At 71.1% G+C, this 23833-nt stretch carries 20 protein-coding genes; 8 read left to right on the forward strand and 12 right to left on the reverse strand.

Annotation, left to right across the window (positions count from 1 at the left end):
• Positions 1-78 precede the first annotated feature (78 nt).
• Complete coding sequence (locus tag KSO97_RS07235) at positions 79-777, reverse strand: hypothetical protein (RefSeq protein WP_232677452.1); 699 nt, start codon at positions 775-777, stop codon at positions 79-81.
• Positions 778-890: 113 nt separating this feature from the next.
• Here KSO97_RS07235 and KSO97_RS18255 point away from each other — a divergent pair, with 113 nt between their 5' ends.
• The 4 genes from KSO97_RS18255 to KSO97_RS07255 all read left to right on the forward strand — a co-directional run bounded on the left by KSO97_RS18255 (position 891) and on the right by KSO97_RS07255 (position 6287).
• Positions 891-2957, forward strand: a complete 2067-nt coding sequence (locus tag KSO97_RS18255; protein WP_232677453.1) for a histidine kinase — start codon at positions 891-893, stop codon at positions 2955-2957.
• A complete protein-coding gene (locus KSO97_RS07245) occupies positions 2954-3607 on the forward strand; it encodes a response regulator transcription factor (protein ID WP_232677454.1) in 654 nt (217 codons plus the stop codon). The genes KSO97_RS18255 and KSO97_RS07245 overlap by 4 nt, the downstream gene beginning before the upstream one ends.
• Before the next feature lie 131 nt (positions 3608-3738).
• Positions 3739-5226: a GTPase HflX gene (gene hflX, locus KSO97_RS07250; protein WP_232677455.1), complete on the forward strand. Its 1488-nt coding sequence runs from the start codon at positions 3739-3741 to the stop codon at positions 5224-5226.
• Positions 5227-5258: 32 nt separating this feature from the next.
• Positions 5259-6287 carry a hypothetical protein gene (locus tag KSO97_RS07255; RefSeq protein WP_232677456.1) on the forward strand — a complete coding sequence of 343 codons (1029 nt, stop codon included), beginning with the start codon at positions 5259-5261 and terminating at the stop codon, positions 6285-6287.
• Here the strand turns inward: KSO97_RS07255 and KSO97_RS07260 are convergent.
• A complete protein-coding gene (locus KSO97_RS07260) occupies positions 6284-6790 on the reverse strand; it encodes a hypothetical protein (RefSeq protein WP_232677458.1) in 507 nt (168 codons plus the stop codon). The two genes, KSO97_RS07255 and KSO97_RS07260, sit on opposite strands and share 4 nt — an antisense overlap.
• Positions 6791-6936: 146 nt before the next feature.
• Here KSO97_RS07260 and KSO97_RS07265 point away from each other — a divergent pair, with 146 nt between their 5' ends.
• Together KSO97_RS07265 and KSO97_RS07270 are read left to right on the forward strand one after the other, a co-directional pair.
• On the forward strand, positions 6937-7653 hold the full coding sequence (locus KSO97_RS07265; RefSeq protein ID WP_232677459.1) for an SGNH/GDSL hydrolase family protein: 717 nt from the start codon (positions 6937-6939) through the stop codon (positions 7651-7653).
• 65 nt (positions 7654-7718) lie between these two features.
• Entirely contained in the window at positions 7719-9695 is a 1977-nt protein-coding gene (locus tag KSO97_RS07270) for an ATP-dependent DNA helicase (protein ID WP_232677460.1), read from the forward strand.
• A gap of 22 nt (positions 9696-9717) precedes the next feature.
• Here KSO97_RS07270 and KSO97_RS07275 read toward each other — a convergent pair whose 3' ends face one another.
• The 4 genes from KSO97_RS07275 to lexA all read right to left on the reverse strand — a co-directional run bounded on the left by KSO97_RS07275 (position 9718) and on the right by lexA (position 15540).
• Entirely contained in the window at positions 9718-11058 is a 1341-nt protein-coding gene (locus KSO97_RS07275) for an alkaline phosphatase family protein (protein WP_232677461.1), read from the reverse strand.
• A 61-nt stretch (positions 11059-11119) separates the two neighbouring features.
• Complete coding sequence (locus KSO97_RS07280; RefSeq protein ID WP_232677462.1) at positions 11120-12826, reverse strand: alkaline phosphatase; 1707 nt, start codon at positions 12824-12826, stop codon at positions 11120-11122.
• A 26-nt stretch (positions 12827-12852) separates the two neighbouring features.
• Positions 12853-14526, reverse strand: coding sequence for an MXAN_6640 family putative metalloprotease (locus KSO97_RS18445; RefSeq protein ID WP_374198475.1), 1674 nt, complete (start codon positions 14524-14526; stop codon positions 12853-12855).
• 249 nt (positions 14527-14775) lie between these two features.
• A complete protein-coding gene (gene lexA / locus KSO97_RS07285) occupies positions 14776-15540 on the reverse strand; it encodes a transcriptional repressor LexA (protein ID WP_232677463.1) in 765 nt (254 codons plus the stop codon).
• A 311-nt stretch (positions 15541-15851) separates the two neighbouring features.
• On the opposite strand from lexA, the gene KSO97_RS07290 reads away from it, so the two are divergent.
• On the forward strand, positions 15852-16235 hold the full coding sequence (locus tag KSO97_RS07290) for a LysM peptidoglycan-binding domain-containing protein (protein ID WP_232677464.1): 384 nt from the start codon (positions 15852-15854) through the stop codon (positions 16233-16235).
• 138 nt (positions 16236-16373) lie between these two features.
• On the opposite strand, the gene KSO97_RS07295 is transcribed toward KSO97_RS07290, so the two are convergent.
• The 5 genes from KSO97_RS07295 to KSO97_RS07315 all read right to left on the reverse strand — a co-directional run bounded on the left by KSO97_RS07295 (position 16374) and on the right by KSO97_RS07315 (position 21703).
• A complete protein-coding gene (locus tag KSO97_RS07295) occupies positions 16374-17549 on the reverse strand; it encodes a sn-glycerol-3-phosphate ABC transporter ATP-binding protein UgpC (RefSeq protein WP_308188268.1) in 1176 nt (391 codons plus the stop codon).
• A 4-nt stretch (positions 17550-17553) separates the two neighbouring features.
• Positions 17554-18408, reverse strand: coding sequence for a carbohydrate ABC transporter permease (locus tag KSO97_RS07300; protein WP_232677465.1), 855 nt, complete (start codon positions 18406-18408; stop codon positions 17554-17556).
• Between the two features lie 2 nt (positions 18409-18410).
• Positions 18411-19343, reverse strand: a complete 933-nt coding sequence (locus KSO97_RS07305) for a carbohydrate ABC transporter permease (protein ID WP_232677467.1) — start codon at positions 19341-19343, stop codon at positions 18411-18413.
• On the reverse strand, positions 19340-20653 hold the full coding sequence (locus KSO97_RS07310) for an extracellular solute-binding protein (RefSeq protein WP_232677469.1): 1314 nt from the start codon (positions 20651-20653) through the stop codon (positions 19340-19342). Before KSO97_RS07310 ends, KSO97_RS07305 begins: the two co-directional genes overlap by 4 nt.
• A gap of 87 nt (positions 20654-20740) precedes the next feature.
• Complete coding sequence (locus KSO97_RS07315) at positions 20741-21703, reverse strand: alpha/beta fold hydrolase (protein ID WP_232677470.1); 963 nt, start codon at positions 21701-21703, stop codon at positions 20741-20743.
• A 155-nt stretch (positions 21704-21858) separates the two neighbouring features.
• On the opposite strand from KSO97_RS07315, the gene KSO97_RS07320 reads away from it, so the two are divergent.
• Complete coding sequence (locus tag KSO97_RS07320; protein ID WP_232677471.1) at positions 21859-22689, forward strand: triacylglycerol lipase; 831 nt, start codon at positions 21859-21861, stop codon at positions 22687-22689.
• A 94-nt stretch (positions 22690-22783) separates the two neighbouring features.
• On the opposite strand, the gene glpX is transcribed toward KSO97_RS07320, so the two are convergent.
• Positions 22784-23794: a class II fructose-bisphosphatase gene (gene glpX, locus KSO97_RS07325; RefSeq protein ID WP_232677709.1), complete on the reverse strand. Its 1011-nt coding sequence runs from the start codon at positions 23792-23794 to the stop codon at positions 22784-22786.
• Between the last annotated feature and the right edge of the window lie 39 nt (positions 23795-23833).

Genomic DNA, 23833 nt, shown 5'->3' on the forward strand with positions numbered 1-23833 from the left:
CGGGTCAACGCGAAACCGACCGTTGACCCGTCTCCAGGTAGAGACGGGTCAACGGCGTTGTCGGGTCTGGCGGACGGGTCAGCGGTTGATGGTGCTCTTCCCGAAGGCCAGGCCGGCGAAGGCGACGATCAGCCAGAGTCCGCTGGAGACGCCGGGGAAGCCGGGGAGACCGAACGCGGCGACGGTGACGACGACGGGCAGGATCGGCAGGATCGAGAAGATGCCGATCCATCGCGAGACCAGGCGCTCGCGCAGCGACATCCAGACGACGGCGCCGGCGGCGACCGTGACGCCGAGGTAGCCGATGTAGGCACCGAAGTCGTTCAGCACGTAGAGGACGTAGAGCCCCTGCTTGTCGAAGGCGCCCTCCTCGTTGCCGAGGTAGAGGCCCAGCGCCCCGCGCCAGCCGTACCCGAGCGAGAGCGCGCCGGCCGCCGCCGTCAGCCCCAGCGGCACGACGCGCGCCGCGGTGCTGGCGAGCGCCCTCGGCTCGACATGACGGCGCCACGCGGCGGCGAGCACGAGCAGCAGCGCGACGGTGATGTAGCCGACGACGACGCTGGCGTGCGCCTTGCCCGAGCTGATCTCGTCGACGACGTCGACCGTGTAGGTGTCGTCGGCGTTCCACGACGTCGGGTGGATGTCGAGCACGAGGGTGCCGACGATCGCGCCGACGCCGGCGGCGACGCCGAGCAACGGCCACCGGCCGCGGCCCAGCGTCGAGCCGGCGTTGACGGGGGAGTGGGACGGGGCGGGAGTGGAGATCGATGTGGTCATGGACAGACCATCGGGCGGGAGGGATCCCAGGACCCAGGGACATGCGTCCCGACCTTCGGGGAGGCTCGCCCGGTTCTGTTCCGGGATGCCGTTCGGGCTGCCAGCATGACGACGTGCCCGCCTCGACCACCCCGCTCGACGACCCCGGCGCGCCGGCGGGCGGCGCCTCCGGCGGAAGTTCGGACGTCGTCCACGTGCGCGCGGCGGCAGCCCTCGTGGCGGTGGGCGCGATCGCGACCGTCGCCGCGTCGGTCCTGCGACTGCTCGCCGAACAACGAGCGAGCGATCTGCAGCCGATGGGGTATGCGAACCTCGTCATCGGCTTCACCTGGCCACTCGCGGGGTGGGTGGTCGTGCGATCGAGCCCCCGCAACGCCTGCGGGTGGCTGCTGCTCGCCACGTCGTGGCTCGCGGTGTACGGGCTGATCGGCGAGTACTCGGTCTGGAGCCACTACGTCGCCGCGCTGCCCGGAGCGGTGGTCGCCGACTGGGTCTCCTCGTGGGGGTTCGCGGTCTACCTCCTGGTGCTGCCGCTGGTGCCGATGACCTTCCCCGACGGCCGGTTGCCGTCGCCGCAGTGGCGCCCCATGGCCGGCGTGGTGATCGCCGGGGCCGTGCTCATCGCGGTGGCCCGGATGTTCGTCCCCGGTGGCAGCGACATCAACGTCGAGATCGAGAATCCGCTCGGCATCCACGGCATGGACTGGCTCAACTACCTCGTGCTCGCCGGAGCGCTGGTCTGCAACGGGCTCGGCATCCCGGCCGGGATCGTCGCGATCGTGGTGCGCACCCGGCGGGCTGTCGGCATCGAACGCATCCAGCTCCAGTGGCTGATGCTCGGCGGCCTCATGCTGCTCATGGGCATGGTGATCGGCCTGATCCTGGGCAACGACGCACTGTTCTCGGTGGGACTGCTCGGCCCGCCGGTCGCCGTGGGGGTCTCGGTGGTCCGGCACCGTCTCATCGACGTCGATCTCGCCCTGCAGCGCACCGCGGTCTTCCTCGCCGTCGTCGTACTCGTCGGAGCCGGTGGCGCGTGGCTGCTCCTGCGTCTGGATCCCGGCGTGACCGCGACGCGTGCCGGTGTGCTGCTGGTGGCCGGGCTCGCTGTGGCGATCGTCGCCGTCTGGAGCCTCACGCAGCGGTGGATCGACCGGCGCTGGTTCCCTCACAGGCAGACCGCCGCCTCCCTCGGCGCCCGCGTGCTGATCGCCGCGCGTGACGCCGGCGAGCCGCAGGAGGCGCTGGAGTCGTTGGTGCGGGCCACCGCCGCGACGCTGCGCCTGCCCTATGTCGCATTCGTCGGCGCGCGCGGTGACCGCACCGCCTCCGGACTGCGGCCGGACCGCGTCGTCTCGCTCGACGGCGTCGCGATGGGTCGGGTCGTCGGCGTCCTGGAGGTGGCGCCCCGCGCCGGCGCCGAGGGCTTCTCGCGCAGCGAGCGGCAGGTGCTGGAGCAGGGCGCTGCCCAGGCCGCGATGCTCGGCTACGCGGCGACGCTCGTGGCCGACGTCGCGTCGAGCCGGCGCTCGATCGTCGCGGCCCGGGAGGAGGAGCGTCGTCGACTGCGCAACGACCTCCACGACGGCGTCGGACCGAGCCTGGCGGGCATCGCCCTCCAGGTCGACGCGCTGGCGGTGGGTCTCGACGTCGAGTCGCCCGACGCCGCGGCGCGGGTGCGTGCCGTCCGCGACCGGATCCGCGACGCCGTGGCCGAGGTGCGCGCGGTCTCCCACGGCCTGCGCCCACCGGTCCTCGACCAGCTCGGTCTGGAGGAGTCGCTGCGCCAGCTGGTGCGCGGCGCCGAGCCGATCGGCGGCGTGGCCGACGTCGGTGACCTGGGCGAGGTCTCCGCGGCGAGCGAGGTGGCCGCCTACGCGATCGCCGCCGAGGCGGTGGGCAACGTCGTCCGTCACAGCGGTGCCTCGCACCTGCGCGTCGAGGCCGATCGGGTCGGCGAGGAGCTGCGGGTGCGCGTGGTCGACAACGGCCGCGGCATGCCCGGCACCGTCGTCGGCGGGGTGGGCACCGCGAGCATGCGGCAACGGGCCACCGAGATCGGCGGCCGGGTCGTCCACGAGCCCAACCCCGGCGGCGGCACCGCCGTCCTCGCCGTGCTGCCGGTGCAACCCGCGCCGCCCGGTGCGGTACCACCCGAACTCGCAGGAGCCCGACCATGATCTCCGTCCTCGTCGTCGACGACCACGCGCTCTTCCGAGCCGGCCTGACCTCGGTGCTCGAGGCGCTGCCCGACGTCGCACTGTGCGGCGAGGCCGACAGCGGGGAGACGGCGCTCGAGCAGGTCGCGACGCTGCGCCCCGACGTCGTGCTGATGGACCTGCGGATGCCGGGCATCGGCGGCCTCGCGGCCACCGCCCGGATCGCCGATCAGCACCCCGACGTCGCCGTCGTCGTGCTGACGATGAGCGAGGATCCCGACTCGGTGTTCGCCGCCCTCCGAGCGGGCGCGCGCGGGTACCTGCTCAAGGAGTCCGGCGCGGATGACGTGCACCGCGCGCTGACCGGCGTCGCCCGCGGCGAGGCGGTGTTCGGTCCACGCGTGGCCGAGCAGGTGCTGCGCTTCTTCGCCGCCGGGCAGGTCGGCGGCGGTGGCACCGAGGCGTTCCCCGACCTGACGGCGCGCGAGCGCGAGGTGCTCGACCTGATGGCGCGCGGACTGGACAACGCGAGCATCGCGCGACGGCTCTTCCTCTCGGAGAAGACCGTGCGCAACCGGGTCAGCGACATCCTCGCCAAGCTCCGCGCGCGCACCCGCGCCGAGGCGATCGCCCGGGCGAGGGACGCCGGATTGGGCACCGAACCGGGCTGAGGGGAGTCTGTCCGATGGGCTCCGGCTTCCTCGGCCTCCTCGATCGCCGTAGGTCGTGGTCTGGTCCTGCGGGTCCGGTGGACCGATATCGGGTCGCGGCCCGCACAGGTGCGACCTAGGCTGGGCCACGTATGAGCAACCAGACTGAACACTTCACCCTCGACGACGAGCTCGAGGAGACCTCCGACTGGCTGGACGGCGACGACTTCGTGTCGGGCTACGCCGATGAGCCCGACCCCGAGGAGGAGCTCACCCTCGGCGCGATGGAGCTCGCCGAGCGGCATCAGCTGCGCCGCGTCGCCGCACTGCGCACCGAGCTCGAGGACATCACCGAGGTCGAGTACCGCCAGCTGCGGCTCGAGCGCGTCGTCCTCGTCGGCGTCTGGACCGAGGGCAGCGTGCAGGACGCCGAGAACTCGATGGCCGAGCTCGCCCTCCTCGCCGAGACCGCCGGCTCGGAGGTGCTGGAGGCGATCTACCAGCGCCGTACCAAGCCCGACCCGGCCACCTACGTGGGTCGAGGGAAGGTGGAGGGGCTCGCCGAGATCGTCCAGGCCACCGGCGCCGACACCGTCATCTGCGACGGCGAGCTGGCGCCGAGCCAGCTGCGCAACCTCGAGGACCGGCTCAAGGTCAAGGTCGTCGACCGCACCGCGCTGATCCTCGACATCTTCGCCCAGCACGCGAAGAGCAAGGAGGGGCAGGCGCAGGTCGAACTCGCCCAGCTCAACTACATGAAGCAGCGCCTGCGCGGCTGGGGTGGCAACCTCTCGCGTCAGGCCGGTGGTCGCGTGGCGGCCGGTGCGGGTATCGGCGGTCGCGGTCCCGGTGAGACCAAGATCGAGACCGACCGTCGTCGCATCAACGACAAGATCGCCAAGCTGCGTCGCGAGCTCAAGGCGATGGCCGGCACCCGCGCCACCAAGCGGGCCGACCGCCAGCGGCACCGCATCCCCAGCGTGGCGATCGCCGGCTACACCAACGCCGGCAAGTCCTCGCTGCTCAACCGCCTCACCGACGCCGGTGTGCTCGTCGAGGACGCCCTCTTCGCGACCCTCGACCCGACCACCCGCCGCACCACCACCGCCGACGGCCGCATCTACACGATGAGCGACACCGTCGGTTTCGTCCGGCACCTGCCCCACCAGCTGGTCGAGGCGTTCCGCTCGACCCTGGAGGAGGTCGGCGACGCCGACCTGGTGCTGCACGTCGTCGACGGCTCCCACCCCGACCCCGAGGGCCAGATCACGGCCGTACGCGAGGTCTTCGCCGAGATCGGCGCCGACTCGGTGCCCGAGATCATCGTGGTCAACAAGGCCGACGCCGCCGGCCCGCTGGTGCTCGCCCGTCTCCAGCAGCGCGAACCGCACAGCGTCGTGGTCAGTGCGAAGACCGGGCAGGGCATCGCCGCAGCCCTGGCGCTCGTGGAGAGCGAGCTGCCGCGGCCGGGAGTGGAGTTCCACGCCCTGCTGCCCTACGAGCGCGGCGACCTGATCAACCGGCTCCACCAGCACGGCGAGATCGACTCCCTCGAGCACACCGGCGAGGGCAGCCTCGTCCGCGGTCGCGCGAACGAGGATCTCGCGGGCGAGCTCGCCCCCTACGCCGTCACCGCCTGACGGGCGTCCTGTCGGGCCGTCATGATGGCGCCGTGACGTCGCGCCAGCGCAGCCTGCCGGAGATCGTCGACGCCCTGATCGCCGCGGGGCTCGTCGACGCCGGACGGCGTGCCGCCGCGCTCGACGTCCTCGCGGCCGACGAGGCGGCCGTGGAACCGGGCGCGGGTGCGCCGGCGAGCGGACCCGTGCCGCAGCACCGCTGGTGGGTCGAGGTGGCCGGCTACGTCGGTGGGGCGATGGTGCTGGCCTCGGTCGCGGTACTGCTCGCCCAGACCTGGTCGGACCTCTCGTTCGGCGCCCAGAGCGGGCTGCTCGTGGTCGTGTCCCTGACGCTGGCCGTCGCAGCCGGGATGGTGCGGGGGCGTGACGCAGAGGACCGCGCCGATCCGGTGCGCCGCCGTCTCGCCGCGACCCTGGGCACGGCCGCGGTGCTGGCCGCATCGGGCCTGAGCGCGCTGGTCGTCGACCGTGTCCTCCACGACTACACGGCCTGGCCAGGCGCGGTCGCCGGAGTCGTCCTGACGGTGGGTGGCCTTCTCGCCTATCGCCACGCGCCGAGCGTGATCGGCCAGGGCGTGGTGCTGTGGGGAGTGATCCAGACCGCCGTCCTCGTGCTCGAGGATCTCGCTCGAGATGCCTTCGATGTCGTGCCGGCGAATCTCGACGTCGCTGCGCTGCTGCTGCTCACCGGGCTCGCCTGGTGGTGGCTGGCATCGCGCGGCACGTGGCGAGAGGACGTCGTGGCGCGCGTGATCGGTGCGATGCTGCTGGGTCTCGGCTCCCAGTGGCCCGTGATCGACGGGGAGCATCGGGAGTGGGGATATGCGCTGAGCGTCGCGGTCGCCGTCGCAGCGTTGGTGGTCTACCAACGCCACGGGCACTGGAGTCGGTCCGCGCTCGGCATCACGCTGCTGGCGCTCACCGTCCCCGAGGCGCTGATCGACTGGACCGACGGCGCACTGGGCGGTGCGGGCATCCTCCTGGTCTGCGGCCTCGCCCTGCTCGGAGCCGCGACGGCAGGCCTGGGTCTGCGCCGTCGGAGCGAGGAGCCGGCCGGCTAGGTGGTCGAGGATGCCGCCGACGCCTCGTCGCACGCGGTGGCGAAGTCATCGAGGAGGCGCCTCTCCGCGCTGATCAACGCGGCGACCTCGCTCGACGACGGTCCGGACGACCCGGCGCCGTCCTCGATCAGGCGCTGGGCGGCGGTGCGGGTGCGGCTCCAGGCTCCGATCAACGCCGTGGCCGCATCGAGGAGGGAGGCATCGACGTCGGCGTCGCCGATCTTGTCGGTGGCCGTGGCGATCGCGGCTGCGTAGTCCTGCACCACGCCGGGGCCCGAGCGGGACCCGCTCAGCTCGGCCTGCGATGAGTCCAGCGAGGCTCCGGTGAGCTGCACGACCCGGCAGGCGGACGCCGTCGCCTCGGCGCGCTCGCGCGCCTCCTCGTCGGCACCGTCACCGCACGCCGCGAGCGTCGCGAGACCGAACGCCGCCGCGACGACGGGCGCGGTACGAGCGAGGTGAGCGGTGCGGAAGGCGCGAGGTGGGCGTGAGGTGGCCGGCATGAGCGCCGCCTACCCCACACGCGCCGTGAACACACGTCGGGTGCGGTGCGCCGCAGATACCGAGTCGAATGACTAGACCGGTCTAGTCATTCGACTGCCCCGACGGACCATGGTGCGAGAGACCTGCGAGCCAGAGAATCTCTGGTGTGTCCTCGGGGGTCGCTGCGCGCGTTCGGCGCGACATCATGCCGGCGTTGCTCGCCTCGGCACTCGCCGTCGCGCTGACCGGCTACGTCGTCGTGCGTGCCGAGGGGGACGACGTCGGTCGGTGTCGCGCCTTCGCCGACGCGTCGGCGTCGCGGCTGGCCCACGAGGCGCCCGCCGTGGGAGCGGGACGCGTCGTGGTGATCGGCGACTCCTACTCGGTCGGTCTCGGCCTGGACGATCCCCTGACGTCGTGGCCGAGCCGGCTCCCCGGTCGGGTGCGCGTCGCCGGCTTCTCCGGGTCCGGGTTCAGCGCTGCGGCGAGTCCCTGTGGCTCGGTCTCCTTCGCCGACCGCGCACCGGTCGCGGTCTCGCCGGGTGCCGACATCGTCGTGGTCGAGGGCGGGCTCAACGACTGGGACCGCAGCCCAGGCGAGATCCGCACCGGCTTCCGCGCGCTGATGTCGACGCTCGAGGCTCCGGGACGGCGCGTGCTCGTCGTCGGCCCCGCGTCGGCGCCGGCGCGCGTCGCGCAGGTGCCCCGGGTCGACGCCCAGCTGCGGCGTCTCGCGCGGGATGCCGGGGTCGCGTACCTGTCGATGGCCGACCTCGACCTGACCTACCTCGCGGACCGCCTGCACCTCACTCCTGCGGGCCACGACACGTTCGGCGCACGCGTCGCGGACGCCGTCCGATCTCTGAATCGCCCCCTCGCCTGATCGCGGCGCCGGGAGCGGGGGACGGCGCGAGCGGGGCGACGCGCGACCCCACTACTGTGTCGCGGGTGCCTGAACCTCGACCATCCGTGACCGAGGTGCTCGCGCAGGCGGTGTCGGCGCTCGGCGGTGCCGAGCGCGCGGGGCAGGTCGAGATGGCGGAGGCCGTGGCTGCCGCGCTCACCGGAGAGCGGCACCTCGTCGTCCAGGCCGGTACCGGAACCGGGAAGTCGCTGGCCTATCTCGTGCCCGCCCTCGTGCACGACCAGCGCGTCGTCGTCGCGACGGCGACGCTGGCGCTGCAGCACCAGCTCGTCGAGCGCGACCTGCCGAGACTGGTCGAGGCGGTCGCAGACGTTCCCGGCCTCGACACCAGCTACGCGGTGCTCAAGGGCCGCTCGAACTACGCCTGCCTGCACCGCATCCGCGAAGGCGTGCCGGACGACCAGGGCACGCTGGTCGACGTCCCGATCGGCTCGATGGCCGAGAAGGTGCTCGAGCTGCGCTCGTGGGCGGAGGAGGAGCACGAAGTCGGGGGCTCGGGCGAGCGGGACGCCGCTCCCCGACACACCGACCGCGAGTGGCGTCAGGTCAGCGTCGGTCACCGCGACTGCCTCGGCGCCCAGAAGTGCCCGTACGGCACCGAGTGCTTCGTGGAGCTGGCACGGGAGAAGGCGCACCGCTCGCACGTGATCATCACCAACCACTCCCTCCTCGCGATCGACGCGATCGAGGGAGTGCCCATGATCCCCGACTACGACGCCGTCGTGATCGACGAGGCGCACGAGCTGTCCGCCCGGGTCACCCAGGCCGCGACCGACGAGCTGAGCGTGCCGGACGTCGAGCGTGCGGCACGGCGATCCCAGCGCCACGTCGACGGGCCCCAGGCCGACGATCTCGCCGATGCCGCGGGGGCGCTGCGCTCGGCGATCGAGGGCGCTCGGCCCGGCCGCTTCGTCACCACGCCCGACGAGGTCGCTGATGCTCTCGAGCTCGTGCGCGATGCCGCCCGGGCCTGCCTGTCGGCCTATCCCAAGGGCGGCGCCGACGACGGGCCGGATGCGGGGATGACCCAGGCCAAGGGGTCGGTGCAGGAGGTGTTCACGATCGCCGAGCGGATGGCGGCCGGGGCCGAGCGCGACGTCCTGTGGTTGAACGAGGGCGGCGAGCGGATCCCGCCGCGACTGTGCGTCGCGCCGTTGGAGGTCTGGGGGCAGATGCGCGACCGGCTGCTCGCCGACAAGACGGTGGTGATGACGTCGGCGACCCTGATGCTCGGCGGCGACTTCGGTGCCGTCGCCACCACCGTGGGACTCAAGCCCAGCGAGCGCGTGTTGGACGCCGACGTCGAGATCGCGCCCGAGGAGGGCGTGGAGCCCTGGGTCGGGCTCGACGTCGGATCGCCGTTCGACTACCGGCAGCAGGGCATCGTCTACGTCGCCCGGCATCTCCCGCCGCCGGGCCGAGACGGACTGATGCCCGCGCATCTCGACGAGATCGTCGAACTCGTCGACGCGGCGGAGGGCCGCACGTTGGGGCTCTTCTCCAGTCGTCGCGCCGCCGAGGCGGCGGCCGAGGCGGGGCGCACCCGGCTCCCGCACCTGACCACGCTCGCGCAGGGCGACGCGCAGCTTCCCGGGCTCGCGCGCCAGTTCGTCGGCGATCCGCACACCCGCCTCTTCGGCACCCTCAGCCTGTGGCAGGGCCTCGACGTGCCGGGCGACACCTGCCAGCTGGTGCTGATCGACCGCATCCCGTTCCCGCGTCCCGACGATCCGCTCATGAGCGCGCGCCAGCAGGCCGCCGACAAAGCCGGAGGCAACGGCTTCATGCAGGTCGCTGCCACGCACGCGGCGCTGCTGCTGGCCCAGGGTGCAGGTCGTCTCATCCGGACGACGAGCGACCGCGGTGTCGTCGCGATCCTCGACTCCCGGGTGTCCACGGCTCGCTACGGCTCGTTCCTGATGAACAGCCTGCCGCCGATGTGGCCCACCACCGACGCCGCGCTCGTGCGGCAGGCGCTCCGCAGGCTCGCGGGGTCCTGAGGCCGGCGGGGGCGAGACCCGCTCAGGCGAGCAGGTCGACGCCGTCCCAACCGCCGCGGGGCGCACCGGAGAGGCCGAAGAAGGACGCGACCGTCGGGGCGACGTCGATGGTGCGCGCCGTCCGCGTCGAGGCTCGGCGACGAGGCACCGCGGAGTGGCCGCCTCCGATGAAGAACGGGATCGCGTGCGTCGCCGGGTGGCCGTGGTTGCCGGGGATCGGGTTGTCGGTCACGGGGTCGGGATCGCTGAAGCGCCAACCCGCCTTGCAGTAGACGAGCACCTCGCCGGCCTCGGGCCCCAGCCGCAGCTCGGGCTCGCGGCGGTCGTGGGCCACGAGCACGCCCTCGACTCGTTCGGCGACCGCGCGCATGCGGCGGATCGCCTTCTCGCGCTGGTTCCTCGGGCCGGTCCAGTAGAGGAGGTCGGCACCGCCGTTGCAGGCGATCTGCACCTTCCCGCGCAGGAACGGGTCCTTGTCCAGGGGGCCGGCGAGGGACACGACACGGTGTGGCAACGACCAGTCCATCGAGTGATCGGCGAGCACCACGACGATCGAGTCCTGCCACTTGCCACTCGACTTGAGTCGTCCGATGAACTGCCCGATCAGCGCGTCGGTGCTGGCCAGGGCGATACGCCGCAGCGCCTTGATGCCGACCCCGCCGGTCACGTCGGTGTGCCCGAACCGGTCGATGTCGCCGAGGTTGACGAACATCAGGTGGGGGTCGACGTCGTCGAGCATCGCCAGCGCCGCACGCATGGTGAAGACGTCCGGGGCGTGGCCCGAGATCGGGATGATCGGCGCCGGCTCCCAGCGCGCCGTCGCCCGGCCGCCGAAGACCCCGTAGAGGTAGTCCTTGGAGAGCACCGTTCCCGTGCGCAGCCCGTTGCGACCCATCCGCTCGATGACGGTGTCGACCTTGATGTCGCTCGGCCGTTCGATGGTGCGGACGTCCTTGAGCTTGCGGTCGTAGATCGTGTTGGACGGCACCCCGGTCCGGTCGGGGCGCACGCCGGTCATCATCATCACGTGGTTGGGGATGGTCTCCATCACCGGCATCGACCGCGCCTGCGGGAACCGCAGCCCGCCGTCGCGCAGCTTCTTCAGGTTCGGTGTCAGGCCACCGTCGATCTCCTCCGGCAGGCACCCGTCGATGACCAGCACATAGGCACGCTTGGCTGTCCGACGTCCCCGCCCGGGTGCGGCGTCCGCGATCGGCGCGCCGGCCAGTGCTGCGGTGGAGAAGGCGATCGCGCCCCCTGCCGCGCCCAGCAGCGCCCGACGTCCCGTGGCGATCTCGGCGGCGCCGCGCTCGAACGGCGTCGGCTCTCCGGTCGGTCGTCGGGGGGTGCAGCAGTCGCTCATCGAACTCTCTCCTGTGCTTCGCGGCGGCGTGCGTCGCGGTGTGTCGGGTGCGCGTCGGTGCTCATCGAACGGGCTTGGAGACCTGGGTCACCGTATTGGTGCCGACCTTGGTCGCGTAGGACGCCGACCAGCGGATCGAGGTGTTCTTGTCGGCACGGTCGCCGATCACGTACCAGTCCATCTGGGCCCGCTTCGCCGTCAGGTCCAGCACGGAGAAGCCGTGGTCGTCGAAGTTGAGGTACTTCAGGTGACGGTTGTTCAGCCGGATGACGGCCTCGACGGCGAGGCTCGCGGTCCGGCGCGGCGCGGCGATGAGGTCTTTGAGGTTGTTCGAGGTCACCGAGCTGCACACGAACTCCACCCCGGCCGAGCCGGAGAGGGGGTAGGAGCCGACGTCGAAGGGCAGGTCGGAGGCCCACCCGGAGTGGATGTCGCCGGTGACGAAGAGCGCGTTCTGCACCTGGTGGTCGCGGATGTGCTGCACGATCTCGCGGCGATCGGCGGTGAAGCCGTCCCACTGGTCGACGTTGTAGGGGAACCCGTCGCTCGGCAGCAGACCGGTGACGTCGTTGATCGGGCCGAGCAGGTCGCCGGGCACCTGAACGAAGGTGATGGGCGCGATCATCACCGGGTTTCCCACCACCTTCCACAGCGCATCGGTCTCGCTGAGGGAGCGCTTGAGCCAGCGCATCTGCGCCTTGCCGGTGATGGTGCGGTCGGGGTCGCTGACCTCGGCCTGGATCGCCGGCACCGGCGTCGGGGCGAGGGTCTCGACGTTCATCGACCGGTAGGTACGCAGATCGAGCATGCTGAACTCGGCGAGCTTGCCGAACCGCAGCCGGCGGTAGAGCCGGGTGCCGTCCCCGAGCTCGGCGGTCGCGTTCATCCGCACGGGCATCCACTCGTCGTAGGCGCGGTGGGCGCGGGCCCGGCGACGCAGGTAGTCGCCCTCGCGGCCGGGCTGGTGGTTCTCGGCTCCGCGGGCCCACTGGTCGTTGGTGACCTCGTGGTCGTCCCAGGTGATGATCCAGGGGAACTTGGCGTGGGCGTCCTGCAGGTCGGGGTCGGTCTTGTACTGGGCGTGCCGACGTCGGTAGTCCTCGAGGGAGACCATCTCGCGCCGCGGGTCGTGGGTGCGGATGTCGCGGTCGTTGAAGCCGTAGCCGTACTTGCCCGGGCCGTACTCGTAGAGGTAGTCACCCAGGTGCAGGACGGCGTGCAGGTCGTCGCGCTCGGCCAGGCCGCGATAGGCGGAGAACCACCCCGCCTGCCAGTTCGCGCAGCTGACGACGCCGAAGCGCAGGTTGCCCGGGGAGGCGTTCTCGGCGGGAGCGGTCCGCATGCGGCCGACGCGACTGCGCTCACCGCGATAGGTGAAGCGGTAGTGGTACCAGGTGGCCGGTCGCAGCCCATCGACGTCCAGCTTGACGGTGTGGTCGCGGCTCGGGCCGGTGACGAACGTGCCACGGTTCACGATCGAGGTGAACCCGCGGTCGCGGGCCACCTCCCAGGTGACCTCGACGCGCGGGCCCTTGCCCGAGCCGGGCGTCGACGACGCCGTCGGGGTGACGCGGGTCCAGATCACCACGCGGTCGGGCAGCGGGTCGCCCGAGGCGATGCCGTGCCGGAAGTACCGGGGACGGTCGGGGCGCGCTGCCTCGGCGGCACGGGTGCCCGACACGGCGACGGCGACGGCACCGGCGGTGCCTGCGGTTCCGGTCGCCAGGACGGCGCGGCGGTCGAGGGCGCGAGGAGGTGGGGTGCTCACGGGAGGATTCAACGACCTGACACGTGTCAGGTCATGGTCGTCTCAGGCGAATCCGCCAGGAGATCACCTGAGGATCGCGCGATGTTCACCTCCGAGGGGCACACCGAGGGCATCACCCGCCCGGACGCACCGCCGTCGCGGTGAGCTGGACGGCGCGCCCGTCGTCGCGGGAACGCCCGCGGCAGGAGAACGTCGTGCCCTGCTGGCAGCGGTACCTCTCGCCCCCGTTGACCAGCGTCACCTCGACCGCCTTGACCGTCGAACGGGTCAGGTTGACCTGATGGCTGACGCGCCCCTGGGCGTTGAGGCTCAGCACGATGCGGCGCGGAGCGGCGTCGTGGCGGATCACCGTGATGCGCGCGGCCGCTCCCCGCGCGGGCGGGGCCCCGCCGTCGAGGCGGAGCCGCAGTCGCCACTGACCGCGCAGCGTCGGAGCCGAGGGCCCCCGGGAGGGCGGCGCCGTCAGGTNGTTCCTCCTGGACGGCCCGGGTGGTCGCCGACGTCAGGTGGTCGAGGCGGAACGAGCGGGTCGTCGACCTGCTCGCCGCCGTCAGGCGCGTGGTCGCGGCCAGACGGGCGCTCGGGTACCGACCCGCACGACCCTCCGCGAAGGTGCGGCCGGGCATACGTGCGTCCTGTGCGAAGTTCGCGAGCGCAGCGCCGAGGCTGGTGCCGCGACCACGCAGCACGGCGCTCAGCGCCTGGAGCGAGTACTCGCCGCGTCCGCCGGGCGCAGCGTCCATCCGGCGCCAGACGTCGCGCACCAGGGTCGGGAGTCCGCCCGCCGCCGCCCGGTAGCGCTCGGTGAGGTGGCGGAAGACGATCCACACCCCGTAGGACCACGACCCGCCGATGTCGTCCCACGGCCGGTCCGGGGTGCTGAGCGGGCTGGAGCGCAGGAACTGGCGGTTGTCGTCGACGTCGTCGAACAACTCGTCCTCCGCCCAGGCCGCCGTCGCCTCCATCAGCCAACTGTCGGCCGCGTAGTCGTAGGCGAACTGGATGGCATGGAAGTACTCGTGTGCCGCGGTCACCGAGAGGAGCTCGCGCGGGTCGCCGTCGAACTGCGACGTCGCGTAGTCGTTGTCGAGCACGCAGTAGGCCGGCTGGGGGCCGCGGCCGGGGTTGGGCGCGTCGGTGGCGCAGTAGCCGTACAGGCCGTCGCGACCCACGTCCGAGAGGTAGACGTCGAGCCGCCCGTCGCCACCGGTCGCCCCGTCGGTGACCGGTGCCCGGTAACCGGCGGCGATGTAGGCGCGATGGACCGACGTCACGACGTTCCGGGTGAGGGAGACCTGATCGGGCACGCCGTCGCCGTTGCGGTCCGCGGGCGGTGGGGCATCCACACCCGTGGCGACGTAGTGGACGCACACGACGTCGGAGCACAGCGGCGGCTCCATCGCCTGCTCGTAGCCGTCGCCCTGCGGATCGCTCGGGTCGTCGGGCCGGGCGAGCAGGCGGTCCACCTGCCTCCGCGCCGCGATCGGCAGGGTGTCCCGGCGCAGGGACAGATCACGCAGCGCCAACGTCCGGTCCGGCGCGGCCTCCAGGATCGCGAGCGGGTCGGCCGAGTCCTGCGCGACCAGCCCGGTCGCGCCCGCGGGCCGCGGCCCGGTGGGCTCCGCCGTCGCCGGCGCGCCCGCTGTCGCCGTCAGGGTGAGAGCGATCAACACGACGAGAGCGACGAGGCGGGCTGGCACGCGCCCGACCCTACGCGGCAGGTCCGCGCCGGTGGTCGAGGTCGCGCGGCGGTTCAGGAGCGGGCGTCTCGGACCCCACCGGTGGTCGAGCTTGTCGAGACCCTCACCGGGTTTCGTGACGCGGGTCGACACTTCGTACCGGTTCCTGAGGAGCCGAGGGACGAGGCGTCTCGAAGGGCAGTGTCGACCCGCTCCTCAACCTCCTCGCGCTACGCGTCCGCTCCTTCGTCGCGGACGCTGCGCTCGGACTCAGACCTTCCGGAGGACTGCGGTGACGACGCCGAGGATCGAGGCGTGCGTGCCGTCGATCGGCTCGAACGCGGGGTTGTGGGGGAGCAGCCAGACCTGGCCGTTCTTGCGCTGGAGGGTCTTGACGGTCGCCTCGCCGTCGAGGAGCGCCGCCACGATCTCGCCGTTCTCGGCGGTCTGGGCCTTGCGGATGACGACGTAGTCGCCGTCGCAGATGGCGGCCTCGATCATCGACTCGCCTGAGACCTCGAGCAGGAAGAGCTCGCCGTCTCCGACCAACTGACGGGGGAGCGGGAACACCTCCTCGTAGCGCTCCTCGGCGAGGATCGGACCACCTGCGGCGATCCGCCCCAGCAGCGGCACGTGCGTCGCCGCGGCGACGACGTCGCCGATGCCGGTCTCGTCGACGCTGGACTCCTCGGCACTGGAGATCGAGCGCCGCGCGGCCATCACCTCGGGCAGGAACACCTCCAGCGCGCGGGGCCGGTTCGGGTCGCGCTTGAGGTAGCCCTTCTCCTCCAGGACCCGCAGCTGGTGGGCCACGCTGGAGGTGCTGGTCAGGCCGACGGCGGCGCCGATCTCACGCATGCTCGGCGGATATCCGCGCTGCTCGATGCTGTCCTTGATATGGGCGAGCACCCGCTGCTGGCGCGGCGTGAGACCCGTCGCGTCGGGGGGCCCGTCGGGGAGTTCGCTCACGCGTCGGTCGGCCCTCGGAGGGGTCGAGGACGCCGGCTCGCCGTGCGGGTCGTCAGGAGTCGCCATGCCCCGCAGGCTCCCACGTCCGGACGCACAGTTCAAACACATGTTCGAAGCGGGCGTGTCGCGTCGAGCGACGTCGTTCGAGCGGGTTGTTCGACAATGTGTTCGAAGAAGGGCTTGATTTCATTCGAACACCTGATCTAGTCTCGCTCATGTGTTCGATCGAACGTCTGATCGAACCTCCGGTCGGCCGGATGGCCGAGTGCCGACGAGCCGGCTCGTTGTCGGTGGTCGCCACTAGACATCGGAGCAGGCCGACAAGCCGTACCCGTTCACAGCATCGCCCACCGCCCCTCCTTCCCCAGGAGCACGTCATGACCACCACCACCGCCGTCCTCCACCCCGACGAGCTGAGCGACTTCGAGGCCGTCTTCGCCGCGTCCGCGGCGCGACGTGTGCCGACATACCGGCTGACCCGTCGTGGTCGCCTGGTCGTCTTCGGCTTCGCCCTGGTGATGCTGGCGGCGATCGGTATCGCGTTCGCCAGCGGCTCGATGGCGACCGAGGAGAAGGCGGTGACCGAGACCATCGTGGTGGCGCCTGGCGACACGCTGTGGGACATCGCCGGTGAGGCCGCCGCGGTCACCGGCACCGACGACGTGCGGGAGATGATGCGCCACATCGAAGGCCTCAACGACCTCGACGGCGTCTCCCTGGCCGTCGGCCAGCGTCTGATCGTTCCGACTGCGGCGCAGTAGCGCGGCCCCTGGACCCGGACCGGTTCGGCCTCGACCCCTGAACCGGTCCGGACCCAGGGGCCGNCCGAGGAGCCGACTCCATCAGGAGTCCGCCCTCGGCCGTCGTGCTGTGCAGTCGTGCGCTCGCCCGGGCCGTCGTCAGCCGACCGTGAGGTTGGCTCCCGACGCGGGGTCGAAGAGGTGCATCGACGAGGTGTCGATCCAGATCTCGGCCTCGTCGCCCGCGGTGACGCCGCTGGAGGCGTCGAGGGAGACCACGACCTGGGTACGCAACGACTCTCCGTCCAGGTCGCGCTCGAGCTGAGCGAGCTGCTCGGTGACCTCGTCGGGGGCCTCGAACGGCAGGTAGGCGTAGGCCTGGTTCCCGAGCCACTCGACGACGTCGACCTGCGCACGGAAGGTCGACCCACCGCGCTCGGTGTCGAGTACCGAAGCGTCCTCGAAGTGCTCGGGTCGGATCCCCGCGATCAGCGGGCCGCTCACGCCCAGCCGCTCGACGGCGTCGGCGACCATCCGTGCCCTCTCCTCGGGCAGCTGCACGGTGCCGAACGGCAGGGTGACGGTCGGCCCCTCCACGGTGGCCGGCAGGAAGTTCATCGGCGGGGAGCCGATGAATCCGGCGACGAAGAGATTGACCGGCTTCTCGTAGAGCTCGCGCGGGGTGGCGAGCTGCTGGAGCACGCCACGCTTGAGCACCGCCACGCGATCACCGAGGGTCATCGCCTCGGTCTGGTCGTGGGTGACGTAGACCGTCGTGATGCCCAGGCGCTTCTGCAGACGAGCGATCTCGGTCCGCATCTGGCCGCGCAGCTTCGCATCGAGGTTGGAGAGCGGCTCGTCGAAGAGGAAGGCATCGGCGTCGCGCACGATCGCGCGACCCATGGCCACGCGCTGGCGCTGCCCGCCGGACAGGTTCCCCGGCTTGCGATCGAGGTGCTCGTCGAGCTCGAGCGTCTTCGATGCCTCCCGCACCTTGGCGTCGACGGTCGCGTCGTCGACCTTGGCGAGACGAAGCGGGAACGCGATGTTCTCGTAGACGGTCAGGTGCGGGTACAGCGCGTAGTTCTGGAACACCATCGCCAGGTTGCGATCGCGGGGAGCGAGGTCGTTGACCCGTTTGCCGCCGATCACCATGTCGCCGGAGGTGATGTCCTCCAGGCCGACGATCATCCGCAGCAGCGTCGACTTCCCGCAGCCTGAGGGACCGACCAGGATCACGAACTCGCCGTCGGCCACGTCGATGCTGACGTCGTTCACGGCCGGGAACCCGTCGCCGTACTTCTTGACGATGTTCTTCATCTCAATGGAGGCCACGGGCTTATCCCTTCACGGCGCCGGAGGTGAGCCCGGCGACGATCTTTCGCTGGAAGAGCAGGACGATGACGATGATCGGGATCGTCGAGATGACGGCACCCGCCGCGAGCAACGACGCCGGCCGGTTGAACGGATCGGATCCCACGAAGAACGACAGCGATGCCGGGATCGGTCGGGCGTTCTCGGTCGAGGTGAGCGAGATCCCGAAGACGAAGTCGTTCCAGGCGAAGAAGAACGTGAGGATCGCTGCGGTGAAGACCCCCGGTGCGGCGAGCGGCACGATGACGCGCCGGAACGCCTGCCAGGACGTGGCGCCGTCCACCTGGGCGGCCTGCTCCATCTCCCAGGGGATCTCGCGGAAGAAAGCGGAGAGCGTCCAGATCGCCAGCGGCAGCGTGAACGACATGTAGGGGATGATCAGGCCCGGCCAGGAGTCGTAGAGCCCGATCGTGCGCCACATGTCGAACAGCGGCCCCACCAGCGAGACGACCGGGAACATGGCGAACGCCAGCGCCATCGAGAGCACCAGCTTCTTGCCCCGGAACTCCAGTCGCGCGATCGCGTACGCCGCGAGAGTCGCGATCGCGACGGAGAGCAGCGTCGCGATCAGGCTGATGCCGATCGAGTTGAAGATCGCGCGTCGGAACTGGTCGTTGTCCCAGACGTCGCGGTAGTTCGCCCACCCGGCGAAGTCGCCAGACGCCGGGAAGAAGCCCGGGCTCCCGTTGGTGATGGCGATCTGGGACTTGAAGGAGAGCGAGATGATCCAGACGACGGGTAGGAGACACCAGGCGAGGATGAGGACGCAGCCGAGCGCCGTGCCGCTGCGACGGAGCCAGTTCGGGGTGGTCGCGGCCATGGTCAGCCCTCCTGCCGTGCTTGGGCGAGGTCGACTCGGAAGAGTTTCACGATGACCACCGCGATCAGCAGGACGGAGAGGAAGAGCAGCACCGACAACGCCGACCCGATGCCGAGCTGGAACTGCTCGATGGTCTGGCGGTAGGTCAAGAAACTGATCGACTCGGTGTTCACCGCGCCGTTGGTCATCACGAAGATGTTGTCGAAGATCCGGTAGGCGTCGAGCGCGCGGAAGAGGACGGCGACCATGATCGCCGCACGCATGTTCGGCAGGATCACGCGCGTCATCCGCTGCCACCAGCTGGCGCCGTCGACCTTTGCCGCCTCGATCATGTCCTCCGAGACCTGCGCCAGGCCCGCGAGGAGCAACAGCGACATGAACGGCGTCGTCTTCCAGATCTCCGAGACGCAGATCGCGATGACCGCCGGCGTCTGCTCGCCGAACCAGTTGAAGTCGGCGCCGACGAACGGCAGCCACTGGTTCACGAAGCCGTTCTGGGCGGTGAAGGCGAACTGCCAGGCGAAGCCGGAGACGACCGTGATGATGCCGTAGGGGATCAGGATCGAGGTGCGGATCACGCCGCGGGCGAAGATCACCCGATGCATCACCAGGGCGAACACGAACCCGATCACGAGCTCGAACGCCACCGTGACGACCATGTAGAAGACGGTGATGGCGGTGTCGCGCCACAGCAGCGGGTCGGTCAGCGCGACGATGTAGTTCTCCAGGCCGACGAACTCACGATCGTCCGGCGCCGTCAGGGAGTAGCTGAACAGCGAGAGGTAGAGCGCACGCAGCATCGGGAACGCCGTCACCAGGAGCATCAGCACGATGGCCGGTGCCACGAGGCGGCGGCCGAGCCGGGCCTCGGCGCGCGAGCGGTCGGAGACGGCGGGTCGAGCCTGGCTCCGCGTGGCCGTGGCGTGGGCGTTCACAGCAGCGCCTTCCCGTCCAGGACGTCGCGCAGGAACCGCGCCGACTTCGCCGGAGTGTCCTGGTCGACCGAGGTCGGTGAATGCCACCGGGCCTGCACCGCCGCCGAGATCAGGGCATAATAGGCGCTCTTCGGACGCGGTCCGCCGTCCTGCAGGCTGTCCTGCCAGAGCTTGAGCAGATCGTCGGGGTACTCCGACAGCTCGGGGGAGGAGTACACCTCGGCGCGCGCCGGCATCAGACCCTCGTCTCGGGCCAACGCCTCCTGTGCCTGGGACGTCGTGACGCACTGAGCGGCCTCCAGTGCCCACTCGGGGTGCTGGGAGTAGGCGCCGACGCCGATGTCGATGCCGCCCACCGGAGGACGTGACGCTTCACCGGCGACCGTGCGCGGGTAACGGACCCACCCGAGGTCGTCGAACTCGTCTTGGGTCAGGGAGCCGTCGTCGACGAGACCGAGGTAGTTCTTGTAGACGAAGGTCCAGTTGACCATGAACTCACCGGGGCCCTCGGCGGGGAACATCTGCCCGAGGCTGGTGCCCTCGTTGGAGACGCTGAGGTCGGGCTGGGCGGCCGAGGACTCGGCCAGCTGCTCGATGATGCCGGCGGCGGCGCGGCCCGCATCGGAGTCGATATCGACCTGCGCATCCTTGCCGGCCTCGGTGTCGGAGACGATGTCGCCGCCCGCGCCGAGCACCATCGCGTTGATCCAGACCATGTAGGCCTCGTACTTGTTGGCCTGGACCCCGACCGTTCCGCCGGCCTTCGCCGCGGCGTCGATGACCTCCCCCCACGTGACCTGGTCCGACATCGAGAGCCCCGCGGCCTCGGCGAGCGACTTGCGGTACCAGAGCACCTGGGTGTTGGCCCACTGCGGCGCTGCGTAGACCTTGTCCTCCCAGGTGACGGTGTCGAGCGGTCCGTCGAGCACGCCCTCGGTGACCGCGCGCGCGGCGTCCTCGGGGAACTCCTGCAGCCACCCCGCGCTGGCGAACTCGGGGACGAAGACCGGATCGAGACTCATCAGGTCGGTGGAGGAGTCGCGCGCGGCGAGCCGGCGCGCGAGCTGCGTGCGCTGGTCGGTCGCCCCGCTGGGCAGCAGTTGGATCTGGATCCGGTAATCCTCGGTGCTGCACTGCTCGGCGAGCTTGGTGAGGGTCGCGACACCGTCGGGATTGACGTACCAGTTGAGGACGTCGTCCTCGGAGCCGCACGCGGCCAGCAGGCTCGCTGCCAGCGCGAGCGTCGCTGCGGGCACGACCCGGCTCGCGCGGATCGCGCGATGCCGACGGCGGTGGGGGGAACGCCGCATCAGATCACCTCCGAGTGTGAGCGTCCTCACAACCTCCACGGTCCGCCGGAGTTTGTCCACCCCCTCCCGGCGACAGGCGCCGTCCGGCTAGCAGGAGGTCGCGCGGTCGGCGGTGCGCCGGATGCCGCGCGCGACGAGGTCGTGCAGCGCGGGCGGAAGGTCGTGACCCATGCCGTCGATCAGCATCAGCTCCGCGCCGCGGATCGCAGCGGCGGTGGCCCGCCCACCTGAGACGTGCACCATCTTGTCGGCGGTGCCGTGCACGACGAACGCCGGCACCCGCAGCGCCCGCAGGGCCGCCGTCCGGTCAGGCTGGGTGAGGATCGCCGCCATCTGACGCAGGACGCCCGCATTGCTGACCCCGCGGTCGAAGGTCTCGCCGGCCCGCTCGACGATCTGCTCGCGCGGCGTCGGGTAGGCGGGAGAGGAGATCAGCGTCCAGACCGCCACCGAGCCCTGGATGTAACCGTCACGGCCGCGACGGGAGGAGAGCAGGGACGGCACCAGGCTGGGGTGCTGCCACCCGGCGGTACGGCGCCCGGTCGTCGACATGATGCTCGTCAACGACCGCACGCTCTCGGGATGGGCGATCGCCAGGGTCTGCGCGATCATCCCGCCCATCGACACCCCCGCGACATGGGCCGAATCCAGCCCCAGGTGCGCGAGCAGCCCGACGACGTCGTCGGCCATCGCCCGAAGCGGGTAGGGGGTCGGTGTCGGGAGCCCCGCGAACGCACGTACCAGGGTCGAGCGCCGCACGCGACCCTGAGCGCGGCTGGACCGGCCGACGTCACGGTTGTCGAAGCGGATCACGTAGAAGCCGTCGACGGCGAGCAGCCGGCACAGGTCGTCGTCCCACCAGGTCATCGGGCAGCCGAGCCCCATCACGAGCAGGAGCGGCTCGTCGGCCGGGTCGCCGAAGGTCTGGTAGCACAGCTCGATCTCGGCGGAGACGGGCGCGAAGAGCTCCTCGGAGACCAGGACCTCGGCACGCCGGGCCACGATCTCGGGGTCGTGGGCGCGGTGGGAACGAGGTGCGCGGGTCGGCATGGGCCGAGTGTGGCGCATCGAGGTTGCACCCACATCACCACCCGGTCAGGCGGTCTGATCCGTTCGGGCCAGGGCGCGGATGGTCCGAACACGGTCCAGACCAGATCCACGAAGGTGCTGCGGCGCACGGTTACATGGTCGTAATCTCCCCGACCATGACCGACAGCCCGCTGGCCTCCTTCCTGCTCCCCGACGGGTTCGCGAGGCCTGGCCTGGCAACGCTCCTCAACGAGACGAGCCTGGGCCCGGAGCTCGCGCGCTACGTCCTGCGAGCCCACGACCAGCGTCTGAGCCGGCTCTCGCGCCCCCACCACCGTCGCCCCGCGCACCGGGCGACCGAGCCCGTGCTGCTGGTGCCGGGCTTCCTCGCGGGCGACTGGACCCTCACGTTGATGGCCAAGACGCTGCGCGAGCGCGGCTTCCGTACCTACCGTTCCGGCATCACCGCCAACGTGGGATGCACCCTGGACGCCGCCACCCTGCTGGAGAGCCGGCTGGAGGAGATCGTCGATCGCACCGACCGCCGCGTGCAGATCGTCGGGCACAGCCTCGGCGGCATGCTCGCCCGCGGCATCGCGGTGCGTCGTCCCGATCTGGTCTCGGGCATCGTCACGATGGGCAGCCCGATGCTGGCCCCCGGCGCGCACCACGGCCTGCTCTCCCGCGGGGTCGAGGCCCTGGTCGCCCTGAACCGGTTCGGCGTGCCCGGCGTGATGTCGGCGGAGTGCGTGGCGGGCTCGTGTGCTCGGGAGAGCTTCGAGGAGAGCCGCGAGGCGATGCCGGACGGCGTCGGTTTCACCGCGATCTACTCCCGCCGCGACGGCATCGTCGACTGGCGTGCCTGCGTCGACCCCGAGGGCCACCCGGTGGAGGTGACGGCCTCGCACGTCGGGATGGCCGTCGACCCGCGCGTCATCGACCACGTCGGCGCTGCGCTGCGCCGTCAGGCTGACGTCGCCAGCACGCCGTCGCTGCGGATCGCCTGACCCACCGTTCTGCGTTGACCCGTCTCTATCTGAAGACGGGTCAACGTGAATCGGACGGTTGACCCGTCTTTACTTGAAGACGGGTCAACGCAGATCAGGCGCCGAAGTCGATGGCGGCGAACGGCTTGAGCTTCTCCAGTCGGTGCTCGGCGGAGATGGTGCGGATCGTGCCGCTGCGCGAGCGCATCACCAGCGACTGCGTGCTGGCACCGCCCGCCCGGTAGCGGACGCCGCGCAGCAGCTCGCCGTCGGTGATGCCGGTCGCGACGAAGAAGCAGTCGTCGCCGGTGACGAGGTCGTCGCCGGTCAGCACGACGTCGAGGTCGAGGCCGGCGTCGAGGGCCTTCTGCCGCTCGGCGTCGTCCTGGGGCCAGAGCCGACCCTGGATCGTGCCGCCCAGGCACTTCATCGCGCAGGCGGCGATGATCCCCTCCGGGGTACCGCCGATGCCCAGGAGCAGGTCGATGCCGGTGTCGGGGCGCGCCGCCATGATGGCGCCCGCGACGTCGCCGTCGGTGATGAACTTGATCCGGGCACCGGTCGCACGGATCTCGTCGGCCAGCTGCGCGTGGCGCGGCCGGTCGAGCAGCACGACGGTGACATCCGAGGGGCGGGAGCCCTTCGCCTTGGCCACGTTGTTGATGTTCTCGGCGACCGAGTAGCGCAGGTCGACGACGTCGGCCGCCTCCGGCCCGGTGACCAGCTTCTCCATGTAGAACACCGCGGAGGGGTCGTACATCGTGCCGCGCGGTGCGACGGCGAGCACCGAGATCGCGTTGTTCATACCCTTGGCCGTCAGCGTCGTGCCGTCGATCGGGTCGACCGCGACGTCGCACTCGGGGCCGGTGCCGTCGCCGACCTGCTCGCCGTTGAAGAGCATCGGCGCGTCGTCCTTCTCGCCCTCGCCGATCACCACGGTGCCGCGCATGCCGATCGAGGAGATCATCACCCGCATCGCGTTGACGGCGACGCCGTCGGCGTCGTTCTTCTCCCCGCGACCGACCCAGCGGCCGGCGGCCATCGCCGCGGCCTCGGTGACCCGCACGAGTTCCAGCGCAAGGTTGCGGTCGGGAGAGGACGGTGCGACGGCGAACTCGGGCGGCATGCTCATGGCGCGGATCCTATCGGTCTCCGCGGCACCTTC

This window comes from Nocardioides sp. R-C-SC26 (assembly GCF_021246465.1).
Taxonomy (GTDB): Bacteria; Actinomycetota; Actinomycetes; order Propionibacteriales; family Nocardioidaceae; genus Nocardioides.